Below are 14,751 nucleotides of genomic sequence, written 5' to 3'. Positions count from 1 at the left end.
CGCCGACCACCCGCACCGCCCCCGGCGCAGACACCGAACCGTAACAACGAGGAGGGGAGTGTTGACGGGCCGCGGCGCGGCGGCCGGCCGGGCCCCGGCCGGCCGACCGGGGTGCCGTCAGGCGGACGCGCGGTCGACGAGGTCGGCCAGAGCGTCCGCCAGGGCGCCGAGCCCGGGGCCGGCCGGACCTCCGGGCTCGGCCATGTAGAGGTCGCGGCGGATCTCCACCATGAGCGCGCTCACGTTCGCGGCCTTCCCGTAGTACCGCAGGGGCACGTACGTTCCCGCGAACGGGCTGTCGAGGCCGGTACCGCCGAAGCCCCCGAACGCCTGCTGCGCCGCGTCGAGGAGGGCGGCGGGCGTGTGGAAGGGGTCCGTGCCGAGGCAGATCGGCGGGCGCGGGCCGTCGCCGTGGAGCTCGTACGGCAGGGCCTTCGTCGGGTACGAGTGGACGTCGACGATGACCGCGCGCCCGACCGCTTCGATGCGCTCCGCGACGGCGGCGGTCACCGCCTCGGCGTACGGGTGGAAGTAGCGGTCCAGCAGTGGCTGTCCGTCGAAGCCGGCCGGGCGGAGCTCCTCGCGGTGCGTGGTCCGGGTGTAGACCGCTCCCATTCCGGCGGCCAGCATCTCCTCGCGCTCGTCGGGGAACCGCTCGGGGTCGACGACCAGGCGGGAGAGCCGGTTGACGAACCGCCAGGGTGTGACGCGCGCCGCTGCCGCCGCGCCGGCGGCGATCTCGGCGGTGTGCGCGTCGGTGATGTGGTCCAGCTCCAGCGCGAGCGCCCGGTCGTCCGGCACGATCCCCGCGCGGACGTCGGCGGGTATGGCGCGGGCGGAGTGCGGGACGTGCAGGATCACGGGGGAGTCGGGCGATCCGGGGTGGAGCCGGAAGGAGGTGGGGGTGTCGGTCATCCGTTCCTCACTGCGTGTCGTGTGTCTCTGTGAAGAGCCACCTTCCGGCGACGGGATCCTCCCGGAGTGATGACCGATCAGTAACTTACAAGATGATGACGATGGAACAACCGCGGTCCTCCAGATGACTAACGGTGACCTTATTTAGGTTAGCCTCACCTCATGCATCACGCCCTGCTGGCCGCGGACACGGCCGGATACACCATGCCCCAGCTCTGGCGGGTCCTCACCAAGGCCGGCTACTTCATCGGCCTCAGCGGAGCCATCGGCGCCACCGTCACGTACGCGACCACCGTGCGCCCCGCGCTGCGCGCCCCGGAGACCAGCGGCCAGGACGCCGAGGTCCTGCGAAGAAGATCGGCGACCTACCTCGCCTGGGGAGGGGTGGTGCTGCTGGTCGCCGGCTACTTCCAGCTCGCCGCCCGTCTCGCCCGCGCCGGCAAGGGCATGCCGTTCGGCGACGCCCTCGCCCCGGACCGGATCTGGGACTACCTCCACGCCCCGGCCGCGAAGGGCGCCTGGATCGCCCAGGGCACCGTCTACCTGGTCCAGAACGCCGTGCTGGCGGTGACGGCTGCAGCCCTGATCGCCCTCTTCGTGCCGGCCGTCCGCCGCCACACGGACGCCGTCGCCCTCACCGCGCTGCCGCTCTCCGTGGCCGTCACCCTGATCGCGGCCGTCCCCGCCACCAAGCCCGCCGACCTCGACCGCTGGCTCGACCTCGCATTCGACCAGACCCACATCATCTCCGGCGTCGTCTGGCTCGGTGGCCTCGCCGTCCTGGTCGCGCTCGCCGGCACCCGCGGCCGCCTCGGCGACGGCGCCGGCCTTCTCTGGGCCGACATGTGGCGCCGGTTCAGCCTCGTCGCCATGGTCTGTGTCGGCGCCGTCACCGTCTCGGGCCTCTGGCTCAGCTGGAAGCACGTCGGTGCGGTCTCCCAGCTGTGGACCACCGGCTACGGCATCGCCCTGCTCGTCAAGATCCTCCTGGTCGCCGGCCTCGTCACCGCGGGCGCCTTCAACCAGTTCTGGCTGATGCCCCGCATCGCGCAGGCCCGTCGCGCCGACGACACCTCCTCCCTCCTCCACCTGACCCTGCGGCACTTCCCGAAGGTCGTCTGGGGCGAGGTCGCCCTCGGCCTCGCCGTCCTCGTGGTGATGCCCTTCCTCGCCGGCTCCGCCCGCACCGAGGCCGGCAGCGCCAAGGCCGTCTCCTCCGGCAGCATCTTCGCCGCCGGTGCAGCCCTGGCCATCGCCCTGGCCGTCTCGCTCTACGCCACGGCCAAGGCTTCCGACGCCCTGTCCCGCCGCCCGGCGGCAACCACCGCCTGAACAGAACACCTGAACCCGGCTGCACGCGCGGCCGGGGAACGGGGCCGTGCGGGCCGGTCCGGCCCGCACGGCCCCGCCGTCCGATCGTGCACGGGAGGGCCCGGCGTCCCCGCGCCCCGGGCGCCTACAGACGTACCGGCAGGGCGACGAGGGCGCGGACCAGTCGGGACTGCCGCCAGACGAGCCGGTCGGCCGGGGCCGCCAGGCGCAGACCGGGGAACTGCTCCAGGAGGACGCCGAGCACGATCTCGATCTCTGCGTGGGCCAGCGGGGCGCCGAGGCAGCGGTGGATCCCGTGACCGAAGGCCAGGTGGCCGGCGGCGTCCGCGCGGCGGAGGTCGAGCCGGTCGGGGTCGGGGAAGCGGGCGGGGTCGCGGTTGGCCGCGCCGGGACACACGAAGACCGGGCTGCCGGCGGGCACGTGGGTGCCGCCGAGGTCCAACTCGTCGGGAGCCCAGCGCCAGGTGGCGATGCTCACCGGGGAGTCGTAGCGCAGCAACTCGTCGACCGCGGTCCGGATGCGGTGGGGGTCGGCGCGCAGGTGCTCCATTTCGGCGGGGTGTCGGAGCAGTGCCAGGACGGCGTTGCCGATGGCCGCGGTGGTGGTCTCGTGGCCGGCGACCAGCAGGAGTACGGCGAGGGAGAGCAGTTCGTCCTCGCTGAGCCGGCTGGCGTCGTCGTCGTGGACGGCGATCAGCTCGGACAGCAGTGAGCGGTCGGGGCGGGTGCGCTTGCCGGCGATCAGGTCCGCCATGTAGCCGGCCAGGGCGTGGGAGGCGGCGTCGATGCGCCGGTGGTCGCCGGTGGCGAACAGATCGGTCGACCAGGCGCGGATCGCCGGTCGGTCGGCCGGGGGGACGCCCAGCAGCTGGCAGATGACGGTGACCGGGAGGGGGCCGGCCAGTTCCTCGACGAGGTCGATCTCGGTGCCGGGTGCCCAGCGGCTGACGAGCTGTCCGGCGAGCGACCGGATGTAGGGGCGCAGTCCGTCGACCACGGTGGTGGTGAACGCTCTGGTTACCAGGCGGCGCAACCGGGTGTGCTCGGGCGGGTCGGTGGCGAGCATGGTCCGGGCAACGGCCGGATGCAGGGAGCGGTCGGACGGCCTGTCCGCGAAGTACGCGCCGGTGTCCTTCGACAGCGGGGCGGCGAAGGCCTGCCGGGCGGCGTCGTAGCCGGTGACGACCGCCGCGGTACCGGCCTTGCCGTCCATGGGGATCCGGAGGACCGGCGACTTGGTGCGGAGGGCGTCGTAGGTCGGGTAACGGTCGCGGTAGAACGCCGGGTCGGCGAAGGGGGAGGTCATGGTCGAACCGATCCTATGCCGCTTCGGGCGCCGTCTGCCGCTGGGCGGCGACGACGACGGCGCGGACGCTGTCGGAGGTCGTGTACCGGCGGGAGACCGAGCGCCGCCAGAACGCGCCGGCTTCATCTGTCAAGGGATTTCGGTGGCGGGGCTGATCCGCCGGGTTCATCGTGCATCATGGACGCCACCCTCACCTTGATCGGCCCGGCCCGGCCTGCCCCGGCCCGAGGCCGCCTTCCCCCCGGAGCGCCTTGCCCATGAACACCTCCCGCCTGATCGGCCGGGCCGTCACCGTCGCGGCGGTCGTGGCCGGCTCCCTCAGCCTGGCCGTGCCGGCCTTCGCCCACGTGGAGGTCGAGTCCGAGAGCGCCCAGGCGCTGGCCACCGACGCCACGATCACCTTCACCGCCGAGGCGGAGTCCACCACCGCCGGGCTCGCCAAGTTCCAGGTCGTCCTGCCCGAGGGCATCGCCCCTGCCGACGTGGCCCTGGCCGACGCCCCGGCGGGCTGGACCCTCACCCCCACCGCCGACGGCTACACGGTCGGCGGCCCCGCGCTCGCCCCGGGCAAGGACGGTGTGTACAAGATCACCGTCAAGCAGCTGCCCAACGCCGAGGAGCTGGTCTTCAAGACCCTGGAGACCTACAGCGACGGCCGCATCGACCGCTGGATCGAACTCCCCAAGGCCGGCACCAAGCCGGAGCACCCCGCGCCCACCCTCAAGCTCTCGGCCGCCGCGCCCGGAGCGACCCCGATCGGCACGCCGAGCGCCGCGCCGACCAGCGCCGCGCCCTCCGCGGCCGCCTCCGCCTCAGTGGCCCCGTCGGCGCCGGCTTCACCCTCGACGTCGGCCGCCGCGGCGGGCGCTCCGAGCGTGACGGCCTCGCCCAGCACGGCGGCGACCGCTTCGAGCAGCGACTCCTCGTCCGCCGCTCCGATCGCCGTCGGTGCCGCCGTGGTGGTCGTACTCGCCGCGGGCGGCGCCTGGTGGTGGCGCCGCAAGCGCACCGGCGCCGCCTGACGGTCCTCGGTCGCCCTGGTGCCCGGCCCCGTGACGTGGGGGCCGGGCACTGCGGCTCTCAGCCGACGTGGAGGGTGAGTTCGGCGGTGTGCAGTTGTCCTGCGGTCCGGAACTGGAGGTGGACCCGCCAGTTGCCCGGTTCGGCGAACAGGGCCTGGAAGGTCAGGGTGGGCCCGCCGTGGTCGCCGTTCACCGGGTCCGCCGGGTGGAGGTGGGCCAGCGCCTGGTCGCCTTCGTGGAACGCGCTGAGGTGGGCGTAGCTGTCCAGGTAGGGCTGGAGGTCGGTGACCGGCCGGCCGTCCTGGCTGATGACTGCGGTCAACCGGTGTGCGCCGGCCATCGGTCGGGCGTTCAGCGTGACGGTGTAGCCGTCGACGGTGGTGCTGTCGCTCGGGGCGGGCAGGGGCACCGGGGCGGACTCGCCGGAGACCGTCACGGTGCGGCTCAGGACGAGCTCCGTGGCGTGGGCGCCGGTGTCGGGGATGAAGTCGGCGTACAGCCGCCAGGCGCCCGGGGCGAGGGCGGCGAGGTCTGCCGTCCAGGTGCCGTCGTCGGCCATCTCCGGGTGCAGGTGCTGGAAGCCGGTGAGGTCGGAGCGGATCGCGTAGAAGTGCAGCTTCCTGGTCTGGTGGACGGCGAAGTCGGTGACCGGCCTGCCGTCGGGGCCGGTGACGATGAACTGGAAGGCCGTCGGTTGTCCGGCCGGCATGCTGCAGGTCACGGCGTTCAGCCGGTAGCCGTCCTGTTCGGCGGCGAGGCCACGCGCGAGGGCCTGGGAGGCGTCCGCCGGGTGGGACATCCCGGCCATTCCTGCCATCCCGGCCATTCCTGCCGTGCCCGGCGTGCTCGCCGTCGCGGGCTGGGGGAAGTCGGCGGGAGCCTGCGGCGCGGGCGGGACGGATGCGGCCATCCCGAGAACGAGCAGCACGGGCACGCAGGCCGCGAGCAGCCAGCCTCGGGCGAGCGGACGAGGGGGAGCAGCGGTCATCGGCAGGTCTTTCCCGTAGCGGGCGCGCCGTGACGGGCGCCGTCCGGAGCCGAGGGGATTCGGCCTTCCTACAACAGGAGACCGGTGCCGGGAGGCGTGATAACCGAAAAGCGGCGACGGGAACGCAAAGCCGTCCGTGGGGCGCGGATGCAGGACGGACCCGGCATGGCTCGCAGCTGCCAGGCCGGATGCTCGTTCGGTCGGGCTAATGCCAGCCTGATGTCCTCCTTCTCCTGGCATTGACCGTTCTATGCTCGCGGAGACCGTCCCACGGCCCAGGGAGACCCCGTGTACCGTTCCGTCACTGCCGGCGTCGTGGCCGCAGCTCTGCTGGCGCTGGGCGCCTGCTCCTCGAGCAGTTCGAGCACCTCGTCCAGCCCCTTCGCCTCGGCCTCCGTCTCCGCCTCCGCGTCGCCGACGGTCACCGGGACGGTGACCGTCTTCGCCGCCGCCTCGCTGAAGAACACCTTCACCCGGATCGGCAAGATGTTCGAGGACGCGCACCCCGGTAGCAAGGTCGTCTTCAACTTCGGTGGCAGTGACACCCTGGCCGCCAGCATCGTGAACGGTGCACCGGCGGACGTGTTCGCCTCCGCCAGCCCCGCCACCATGAAGACCGTCACCGACAACGGCGACGCGGCCGCCGCCCCCACCGTCTTCGCCGGCAACGAGCTGGAGATCGCCGTCCGGCCCGGCAATCCCCTTCACGTCACCGCACTCCAGGGTCTCGCCAGCCCCTCGGTCAAGGTGGTGCTCTGCGCGAAGACCGTCCCCTGTGGCGCCGCCGCCCAGACCGCGCTCGCGGCGGCCAACGTCACGGTCACGCCCGTCAGTTACGAGCAGGACGTCACCGCCACGCTCACCAAGGTCGAGCTCGGCGAGGCCGACGCGGGTCTCGTCTATCAGACCGACGTCAAGGGTGCGGCCGGCAAGGTCGACGGCGTGACCTTCCCCGAGTCCGTCTGCGCGATCAACAAGTACCCGATCGCGACGCTCTCCCAGGCCCCCAACTCGGCAGGGGCCGCTGCGTTCGTCGCGTTGGTGCAGTCGCCGGACGGTCAGAAGGTGCTCACCGAGGCCGGCTTCCTCGGCCCGTCGGCCTCCCCGTCCGCCTCAGCCTCGACGTGCCGGTCCTCGTCCCCGTCGGCCCCGGCTGCCGGCTCCGCCTCCGCCTCGCCGGCCACGCCCTGAAGGGTCGGGCCGGGGGCGGGTCGCGCGGTCGGCCGCGGGTGGGTCGCACCTCCGACCGGCCCGACGCCTTGAACGGTGACGCCGCCGGCGATGAACCACGTCGGCCACGGGCTGCTACCCGCGTGCGGGCTCCAGGACGAAGACGGGGATCAGGCGGTCGGTCTTCGCCTGATACTCGGCGTAGGGCGGATACGCGGCGACCGCTCGCTCCCACCACTCGGCCTTCTCGGTCCCGGCGATCTCACGTGCCGTCATGTCACGGCGTACGGGCCCGTCCTGGAGCTTCACGTGCGGGTCGGACTTGACGTTGAAGTACCAGACCGGGTGACGGGGGAAGCCGCCGTTCGAGGCCACGGCCGCGTACCGCCCCTCGTGCTCCACGCGCATCAACGGGATCTTGCGGATCTTGCCGCTCTTCGCGCCGCGTGTCGTGAGAATGACGACCGGCAGGCCCGTGTCCCAGAGCGTCGATCCCTGTGTGCCGCCCGAACTCTCGTACAGCTCGACCTGTTCGCGGATCCACTGCACGGGACTCGGCTCGTACTCGCCCTCAAGCGCCATCGCATTCACCCCATCGTCACGTCATGAAATGTGGTGTCCGACAGGTGGCCGGATGAGGCGCAGAGCGCCCACGACCAGCAGGGAATGAGGACTGTCGAGGCCCTTGTCCCCGCTCCGGTGAGGCACCTCTCAGGTGAGGCAGCATATCGGGTGCCACCCGCGTGCCCGTGCCGGAATCGGTGGCTGTTCGGGTGATCTCACGGGCCCCGGGCGGTGCTGCTGGTCGAGAGGCCGCAGGGCCGGCTCATTGTTCGAGCCTGCCGCCGCCGAACTCGGCCTCGCCCGGGACCCGGTGTCTTCGAGAGGCTGCCCGTCAGTGACGGGTGGCCGTCGGGATCCGGGCGAGGACGGCCGTCGCCTGCGCCGTGTCGGCGCGCAGCCAGGCGGCCAGGTGCTCCCGGACGGCCTCGGCGACGCAGGTGCGGACGGGTCCGTTGCCGAGCCGGTCGTGGAGGGCTCCCTCGAACTCGGGGTGGTCGAGCTTCACCGACACCACCGCGGTCAGGCCCGCACCGAGCTGGGCGGGAGTGAAGTCGGGGTCGGCCGGGGTGAGGAGCTGTTGTTCCCGGGCGTACGCGTTGACCGCGGCCGCCAGGCCGTCGCGGAAGCCGACCTCGTGCGCGCCGCCGCTGAGGGTCGGCCGGCTGTTGGCGTAGCTTGCGACCCGCTCCTCGCGGGAGTCGCACCAGCGGAGGGCCACCTCGACGGTTCCCTCCATCTCGGGGCACTCGCGCTCGAAGCCGATCACGTCCGGGTGGAGGGGGGCGCGGGCGGTCTGCGCTGCCACGTGGTCCCTCGGTCCGCCCGGGAAGCGGAAGCGGGCGGTCCGGGGCCCGGCGGGGCCGCGGTCATCGGTCAGGCTGATGTCCAACTCCCGGTTCAGGAATGCCAGTTCCCTGAAGTGCTCGGCCAATGCTTCGAACGAGAACTCCAGTGTCTCGAAGATCTCGGCATCGGGCCGGAAGGTGATCGCGGTCCCGCTGCCGTCGGCCGGCCCGGTGCGGACCGGCACCCCGACGGGCACGGCTCGCTCGTACTCCAGCACCCAGCGGGAGCCGTCGCGCCGCACTTCGGCCGTCAGGCGGACCGACAGCGCGTTGACGACGGCCAGCCCCACGCCGAAGAAGGCGCCGTACAGCGAGCGCCGGTCGCCCCGTGCCCCGCACCCGCCGGAGAGCGCGGTCAACCAGGTCTCCAGCGCGGGGCCGTCGCTGTGGCCGGCGTGCTCGACCGGCAGGCCCGGGCCGTCGTCGGCGACGCGGACGCCGCCGTCGGCGGTGAGAGTGATCTCGACGCGGCCGGCGGTGCCGCCGAGGATCTCGTCCAGTGCCCGCTCGGCGACCTCGAACGCCAGGTGGTGAAGGCCGCGTTCACCGACCGATCCGACGTACATCCCGGGCCGCTTCCGAACGGCCTCCAGCCCCTCCAGAACCACGATCATGCTGGCGTCGTACGCCGTGGGTTCCTCGCTCATGATGCCCCCTCCGAGAGTGTCCGACAGAGCTCCCCAGCCTAGGAGATTTCCGAGAAAACACCAGGTCAGGGCGGTTTCGGCGAGGCCGTGGACGGGCTTCTGAGGGGCAACCGGGAGCGCCCGGCCGCCTGGGTTCCGCACTACCGCCGCAACCCCGCCGTGCCCCGCCGAGGGCCTCCTGCGGCACCGTTTCGGGCGGCTGCGAGGCCACCAATTTCAGGAATTCCCCGCGACGGCCCGGCCTGCGACCCCGCGCCGGGCACTGACCGGTTCCGCGGTGCAGCCGTCAGTCCGCGCCCGCTCGCATAACGGGGACGTGGGGCGGGCCGGGGGCCAGGCCCGCGACGAGGTCGCCCGCGGTCAGGCGCTCCAGGTCTTCCGGCGCGGCGTCGACGGGGCCCGGGTAGAGCCGGTACAGCGTTCCGGACACCTGCTCCGGTGCGGGCACGTCGCCGTCCACCAGGGAGATGAACGCCCGTCGCCCGGAGAGGAGTTCCGAGAGGGCGGGGGCCGGCTCCGGCTCCTCGTCCCGGAGGGCCCGGAGGCGGGCCGCGAAGCGTCCGACGCTCTCCTCGGCGCCGCGCCGCCATCGCCGGACCCGGCCGTCGAGCCCGCGCACCAGCACGTCGTCCGTGCACGCGGCCGCCCGGGCGAGCGCGACGTCCCAGAGCGTGGCCCTGTTCTCCGGGGCGAAGTGCGCGAGGACGTCGCGGCTGAGTGCGCCGACCTCGGCCTGGTGCCGGTACACACTGTGGAAGCCGCCGTCCGCACCGGTGTTGAGGTCGGTCCAGGTGTACCGGCGGGCGGCCATGTCGACGATCATCGGTACGCACACCTTGGCGTCCCCGACCAGGTCGAGGCGCTGCCGGACGGACCGCGGGTGGAAGTGCGGGCTTCCGGAGGGGGTGACGCCCAGATCCATGAACCCGGTGAAAGCGTCGGTCAGTTGCTCGAAGGCGACGTCGTTGTAGCTGAACACGATCACGACCGCGTACCGCGAGCCGCCCGCGACCAGCCGTGCGAGGTCCAGGTCGACGAACTCCGTCGCCCCGTTCGGCGGCGGCGCGGACACGTAGTCGCCCGAGTGCACGGCGGCCCGGTCGCCGTGCACCAGGTTGGTGTAGTCGCACAGGCCGGTGAACTGCCAGCACTCGTCGTAGAGGGCCACCGACAGATCGAGGTCGACCCGTAGGCCCTCGGGCTGCATCCAGTGCAGGAACAGGCGCAGTCGCTCCCCGGCCGGCAGCGGCTGCCGACTGCCGCGCGGCACGCACACCAGGGTCCTGGCCGCGGCCCGCTCGGCGAACGGCGCGACCAGTTCGGCCAGCCCCTCGTCGAGCAGCGCCACCTCGTACCGCTCGCCGTCCGCGCCGCTCCGCCGCAGAAGCTCGGTCTCGATCGCCAGGACCACCGGGCGGGCGAGCGCGGCGGGCACCACCGCGCCGTGGTCCTCCCGGGCGTGCGCCAGCGAGACCGTCCCACGCGGGAAGTACAGCCGCCGTTCCCCCGCCGTCCGCGTGCCGCGCAGCGCCCCGTAGGCGCCGAGCAGCGGGCCGGGTGCCACTCGGGCCAGCGCGGCGGTGACGGTGTCCAGCGCACCCGGGGCGAGCGGCGTCCCGGGCGCGGCGGTGGCGTGCACCCGCAGGACGTGGTGCAGCCTGCGCACCAGCTCGCCCGGCCGGTGGGCCAGCACCCGCAGGGCGCCCTCGGTGTCCCCGGCGGCGAGCAGGGCCTCGACCCGACCGGGGAATCCGGTGAACCCCAGGCGGGTGCGCTCCCCGGCGCTCACCACGCGCAGTGGCCCGGCGTGCGGTTCGGCGAACTCCCGCCCCACCTCGTGGGTGCGCAGGTCCGTCCCCCGCAGCACCACGAACGCCGCGGTGACGTTCGGGACGCGCCGCCGGTGCTCGTACGGGTGCAGCAGCTCACCGGCCCGCAGCCAGGCCGACCGGTGGCGGCGCAGGTCCTCGACGAGGGCCGTCGGGTGCAGCCCCTCCATGATCTCCAGCAGACCGCGCCGGACCGGTCGGGACAGGCCCCGCAGTCGCAGCCGCCGCGCGGTGCCGGGCAGCAGGTCGGGCTCGGCGCCGGACCACGCCCACAGCAGCCGCAGCACATCGGTCGCGGTGTCGATCCGCTCGGCGAGGACCGGCAGGGCGTCCGCCCCGCCGCGCCGCAGCAGGGCGGCGAGCACGGTGGCCTTGACCTCCCGCAGCGGGATCCGGACGGGCAGCCGCTGCGGCAGGTCCGCCGGTGCGTGGGCGAGCAGAGCGGCCAGGTCGTCGCGGTCCTGTGGCGACAACGGGGTGCGGCGCGCCAGCAGCCGGTCGAACTCGCCCATGGCGGCGGTGACCTGGTCGGCCGTGATCAGCCGCAGCGGACGCAGCGCCTGCTCGCCGCCGAACTCCAGGGCCGCCCGCTGCCCGATCCGGTTGTCCTCGGGGAGGTACGTACCGGCGCTCAACGGCGTACCACAGGTCGGGCACCACTCGGCCCGGCCGTCCGCCGTGAGCCCGTCGAAGCAGCCGGCGCAGAGCAGGTGCGCGCACGGCGCGAGCGCGCCGATGCCGGCCTCGGCGCCGCGTCGACCACAGTGCGAGCACGGCTGCCGGGGCTGGTTGAGCAGGAACGCCCGGATCTGCCGGGTCCAGAACAACTGCGCGTGGTCGGGCACGGCATCGGGGAAGCGGCGGAACAGCGGTACGTGCTCCCGGTCGGCACCGAGCAGATGGTCGATCCGGACGAGCAGCCCGTCGCCGACCTCCGCCAACCGCGTGGGTGACAACCTGGCCAGCGCGGACCTCAGTTGACTGGTGAGCAGGAATCCACGCCGCGCCAGATCGGCGTCCAGCGCCACCAGTCCGCGCGTAGTCCACGGGTCGGGTTCGGGCAGCAGGTCACGGGGCGCCACACAGACGGCACCACGCCGGCGAAGCAGGAACGAACCGAGATCGAGGTCGACATCACTGTCGAAGGGAGCCGTGATGGCTCGGGGCATGCGGAAAGACCCTCACGAAAGTGGCAGGGAAGAGCAGAGAAGGGCGGAGAGGGGGCGCACTACAGGTTTCGGAAGGAGTGGAGAAGGAAGCACGCCGCGGAGCCGCCCGCCCGATCAACTGGCGGGTGAGCAGCACGCGGCCGCGTTCGGTGTCGTAGGGCAGGACGACCGCGCCGTTGCCGCGGTCGTAGGTCTCGCGCTGCTGGGTGACCCAGCGTCCGTCGCGGCGCCGGTAGTCGAAGGTGGTGCGGCGCAGGACGTGCCAGCCCTGGGAGGTGAGCTCGACGTCGCGGACCACGACGTCGGGGTTGCGGTTCGGGTCCCGGCCGACGCGGTCGAGGCCGGTGCGGCCGCGGTGGTCGGGGGCGTCGACGCCGGGGCGGGCGTTCACGCGTTCTCCTGCGGGGTGCGGCAGGGGATCTCGTTCACGTCGTGGTAGACGGGCAGGCCGCGGCGGCGGGCGGTGGCGACGTCCTGATCGGCCCCGGTGGAGTCGCCGGGGAGTCGGAGCACGGCGTCGCAGTGGGTGAGCAGGCGCTCGGCGGTCGGGTAGAGGACCTCGTCGGCGAGGGGGTCGGTGGGGCCCGCGCCGGCGGAGCACAGGACGGGCAGGGCGATCCACTCCCCGATCACGGGGACGTGGCCGGCGGCGAACACCGGCCAGGCCGCGGCTTCGAGGCGCGCGAGGTTGGCGGCCATGGCCTGCGGATCGCCGTCGGTGCCGGAGCGGTAGGGCCCGGCGATGAGGATGAGCATGGGCTTGTCGGTCATGGCGCGCTACACTACACGCAGAAACGTGCAAGAACAGGAGAAAGTACGGATGCTGGCTGCCGAGAGACGTGACCACCTGCTGGCTCTGCTCGCCCGCGAAGGCAAGATCGTCGCCAAGGACGTCGCCGCCGACCTGGGCATCTCCGAGGACAGCGTGCGCCGGGACCTGCGCGACCTCGCCGCCGAAGGACTGTGCCAGCGGGTCTACGGCGGGGCCCTGCCCGTCTCCCCGGCCATCGCGGACTACGCCGCCCGCCAGACCGTCACCCCCGACGGCAAGCGGCGGGTCGCCGCGGTGGCCGCCACGCTGGTGCAACCGGGCAGCGCCCTGATCCTGGACGGCGGCACCACCGCCCTCGCGGTCGCCGGCGCCCTCCCGCCGGACCTGGCCTGCACCGTGATCACCCACAGCCCGACGATCGCGGCCGCCCTGCTCGACCACCCCCGGGCCGAGGTCTTCCTGCTCGGCGGCCGCATCTTCAAGCACTCGGCGGTCGCCTGCGGGGCGGCCGCGGTCGAGGCCGCCCAGAACGTCTCGGCCGACCTGTGCCTGCTCGGCGTCACCGGCGTCCACCCGCAGGCCGGCCTGACCACCGGCGACGCCGAGGAGGCAGCGATGAAGCGCGCCCTGGCCGCGCGGGCCGCGGACACCTACGTCCTCGCCTCGTCCGAGAAGATCGGCACCGCCTCCCGGTTCCGCGTCCTGCCCTGGGAGGACGTGAGCGGACTCATCACCGACGCCGACCCTGGCCACCCGGTCCTCGAACAACTCACGGCGCACGGCGTGGAGATCCTGACGGCCGGCTGACGGCCACCATGCCAAGCGCGGGGCAGGAGCTGGTTGCGAGACCGTTCGGGGTGGGGCCGGCGGCCCCGGGTGTCAGGGCTCGGTGGACATGGACCTGATGCCGGTGCTGAAGGTGGCGGTGACCGCACCGATGGAGACGACCAGGGCGAAGACCAGCATCGCCGCCGCGCTGGACAGGTGGTCCAGCAGCAGGCCCGCCAGGGCGGGGGCCAGGGCCGCGGCGGAGGTGGCGGCCAGGATGACGACGCTGAAGACGCGGCCCTGGAGGTGGTCCGGGGTGATGGCCGCCTGGTAGCCGAAGAGGGCCGCGTTGGCGGTGGGGCCGAGGAAGACGGCGGCGGCGAGCGGAACGGCGGCCAGCACACTGGTGGAGAACAGCGCGCTGGCGGCCATCAGCGCGGCGGTGGCCCAGCTGAGCACCAGGATCAGCGTCGGCAGCCGCAGCCGGCGCTGGACGGCGGGGGCGGCGAAGGCGCCGAGGAGGCCGCCCACCGCGAAGATCGTGCTGGCCAGGCCGACCAGGTAGGACGAGGTCCCGGAACGCTGGAGCGAGACGATGATCGCGAAGATCATGCCCGTGAACGCCATGTTGAGCGGGGCGGCGATCAGCAGCAGGGCGCGCAGGAAGGGGTTGGCCAGGACGAACCGCAGGCCCTCGGCCCCGGCCGCCGCGCCGGAGGACTCGGCCGCCTCCTTCCGGGGCTCCTGCATCGGCTCGCGGATCGCCAGCAGGGCGGCCAGTGAGAGGAGGTGGCTCAGCGCGTTGCCGAGGAACGGCACAGACCTGCCCAACCCGAACAGCAGACCGCCCAGCGGCGGGCCGGCCAGCTGGGTCCCGTACGAGCGCGCCTCGTTGCGGGCGACCGCGTCGGAGAGCTGGTCGGGACGGACCAGGTTGCGCACGGCCGCGTGCTCGGCGGTGCTGAACACGGCGTTGGCGGCGGCGCCGACGACGACCAGCACCAGCACCATCGCCATGTTGGCGACGTCGGCGAGCACGGCCGCGCCGAGCGCGCCGTAGGCGGCGGTCCGCAGGACGTCGCAGAGCACCATCAGCCGCCGCCGGTCGAAGCGGTCGGCCAGGACGCCGGCCGGCAGCCGGCAGACCATGCCGGCCACCAGGGCGGTGGTGCCGACCAGGCCGGCCGCGGTGGGCGACCCGGTCAGCTGGAGCACCAGCAGCGGCAGGGCCAGGTTGGCCATGGCGCTGCCGAGGTCGGAGAGGCACTGGCTGGTCCAGAGCAGGTTGAACGCTCGGTTGCGCCAGAGACCGGGCGGCGGCTCGGTCCCGGTGGCGGGGACGGTGTCCTCGGTGGTCGGCCGCACTACTGCCTCGCTTTCGGAGCACGTCGGGTACGGCGGGCGGGTCCCGCGAACGGGAGGGA

12 protein-coding genes and 1 pseudogene are annotated in these 14,751 nt (G+C 73.3%); 4 read left to right on the top strand and 9 right to left on the bottom strand.

The genetic code is table 11. The annotated features are described in order from the left end of the window. Positions 1–117 precede the first annotated feature (117 nt). Complete coding sequence (locus tag RMN57_RS03830; protein ID WP_313761929.1) at positions 118–915, bottom strand: N-formylglutamate amidohydrolase; 798 nt, start codon at positions 913–915, stop codon at positions 118–120. A 162-nt stretch (positions 916–1,077) separates the two neighbouring features. Between RMN57_RS03830 and RMN57_RS03825 the strand changes: the two genes are divergently transcribed. Beyond that, positions 1,078–2,247, top strand: a complete 1,170-nt coding sequence (locus tag RMN57_RS03825; RefSeq protein ID WP_313761928.1) for a CopD family protein — start codon at positions 1,078–1,080, stop codon at positions 2,245–2,247. 124 nt (positions 2,248–2,371) lie between these two features. Here the strand turns inward: RMN57_RS03825 and RMN57_RS03820 are convergent, their stop codons facing one another. Further along, the gene (locus tag RMN57_RS03820; protein ID WP_313761927.1) at positions 2,372–3,553 is read right to left on the bottom strand and encodes a cytochrome P450; all 1,182 of its coding nucleotides are present in this window, start codon (positions 3,551–3,553) and stop codon (positions 2,372–2,374) included. 257 nt (positions 3,554–3,810) lie between these two features. On the opposite strand from RMN57_RS03820, the gene RMN57_RS03815 reads away from it, so the two are divergent. Further along, positions 3,811–4,575: a DUF1775 domain-containing protein gene (locus RMN57_RS03815; protein ID WP_313761926.1), complete on the top strand. Its 765-nt coding sequence runs from the start codon at positions 3,811–3,813 to the stop codon at positions 4,573–4,575. 58 nt (positions 4,576–4,633) lie between these two features. Here RMN57_RS03815 and RMN57_RS03810 read toward each other — a convergent pair whose 3' ends face one another. After that, the gene (locus tag RMN57_RS03810) at positions 4,634–5,563 is read right to left on the bottom strand and encodes a hypothetical protein (protein ID WP_313761925.1); all 930 of its coding nucleotides are present in this window, start codon (positions 5,561–5,563) and stop codon (positions 4,634–4,636) included. Positions 5,564–5,851: 288 nt separating this feature from the next. Between RMN57_RS03810 and modA the strand changes: the two genes are divergently transcribed. Further along, a complete protein-coding gene (gene modA, locus RMN57_RS03805; protein WP_313761924.1) occupies positions 5,852–6,754 on the top strand; it encodes a molybdate ABC transporter substrate-binding protein in 903 nt (300 codons plus the stop codon). A gap of 114 nt (positions 6,755–6,868) precedes the next feature. On the opposite strand, the gene RMN57_RS03800 is transcribed toward modA, so the two are convergent. The 5 genes and pseudogenes from RMN57_RS03800 to RMN57_RS03780 all read right to left on the bottom strand — a co-directional run bounded on the left by RMN57_RS03800 (position 6,869) and on the right by RMN57_RS03780 (position 12,558). Further along, on the bottom strand, positions 6,869–7,315 hold the full coding sequence (locus tag RMN57_RS03800; RefSeq protein ID WP_313761923.1) for a nitroreductase family deazaflavin-dependent oxidoreductase: 447 nt from the start codon (positions 7,313–7,315) through the stop codon (positions 6,869–6,871). 313 nt (positions 7,316–7,628) lie between these two features. Beyond that, positions 7,629–8,789 (bottom strand): ATP-binding protein, encoded by a 1,161-nt coding sequence (locus tag RMN57_RS03795; protein ID WP_313761922.1) that lies wholly within the window; start codon positions 8,787–8,789, stop codon positions 7,629–7,631. Between the two features lie 286 nt (positions 8,790–9,075). Continuing rightward, positions 9,076–11,787, bottom strand: coding sequence for an MXAN_6230/SCO0854 family RING domain-containing protein (locus RMN57_RS03790; protein WP_313761921.1), 2,712 nt, complete (start codon positions 11,785–11,787; stop codon positions 9,076–9,078). Between the two features lie 118 nt (positions 11,788–11,905). After that, a pseudogene (locus tag RMN57_RS03785) lies at positions 11,906–12,178 on the bottom strand (GDP-mannose pyrophosphatase); the annotation flags it as partial. After that, positions 12,175–12,558, bottom strand: coding sequence for a DUF4406 domain-containing protein (locus RMN57_RS03780; protein WP_313761920.1), 384 nt, complete (start codon positions 12,556–12,558; stop codon positions 12,175–12,177). The gene RMN57_RS03780 and the pseudogene RMN57_RS03785, both read right to left, overlap by 4 nt. Before the next feature lie 49 nt (positions 12,559–12,607). On the opposite strand from RMN57_RS03780, the gene RMN57_RS03775 reads away from it, so the two are divergent. Continuing rightward, positions 12,608–13,366: a DeoR/GlpR family DNA-binding transcription regulator gene (locus RMN57_RS03775; protein WP_313761919.1), complete on the top strand. Its 759-nt coding sequence runs from the start codon at positions 12,608–12,610 to the stop codon at positions 13,364–13,366. A 72-nt stretch (positions 13,367–13,438) separates the two neighbouring features. Here the strand turns inward: RMN57_RS03775 and RMN57_RS03770 are convergent, their stop codons facing one another. Then, entirely contained in the window at positions 13,439–14,692 is a 1,254-nt protein-coding gene (locus tag RMN57_RS03770) for an MFS transporter (protein WP_313761918.1), read from the bottom strand. Between the last annotated feature and the right edge of the window lie 59 nt (positions 14,693–14,751).

Source organism: Kitasatospora sp. CM 4170, from assembly GCF_032110285.1.
Taxonomy (GTDB): domain Bacteria; phylum Actinomycetota; class Actinomycetes; order Streptomycetales; family Streptomycetaceae; genus Kitasatospora; species Kitasatospora aburaviensis.
The sequence above is the reverse complement of the archived record's forward strand: the minus strand, read 5'-3'. Positions and strand labels throughout refer to the sequence as shown.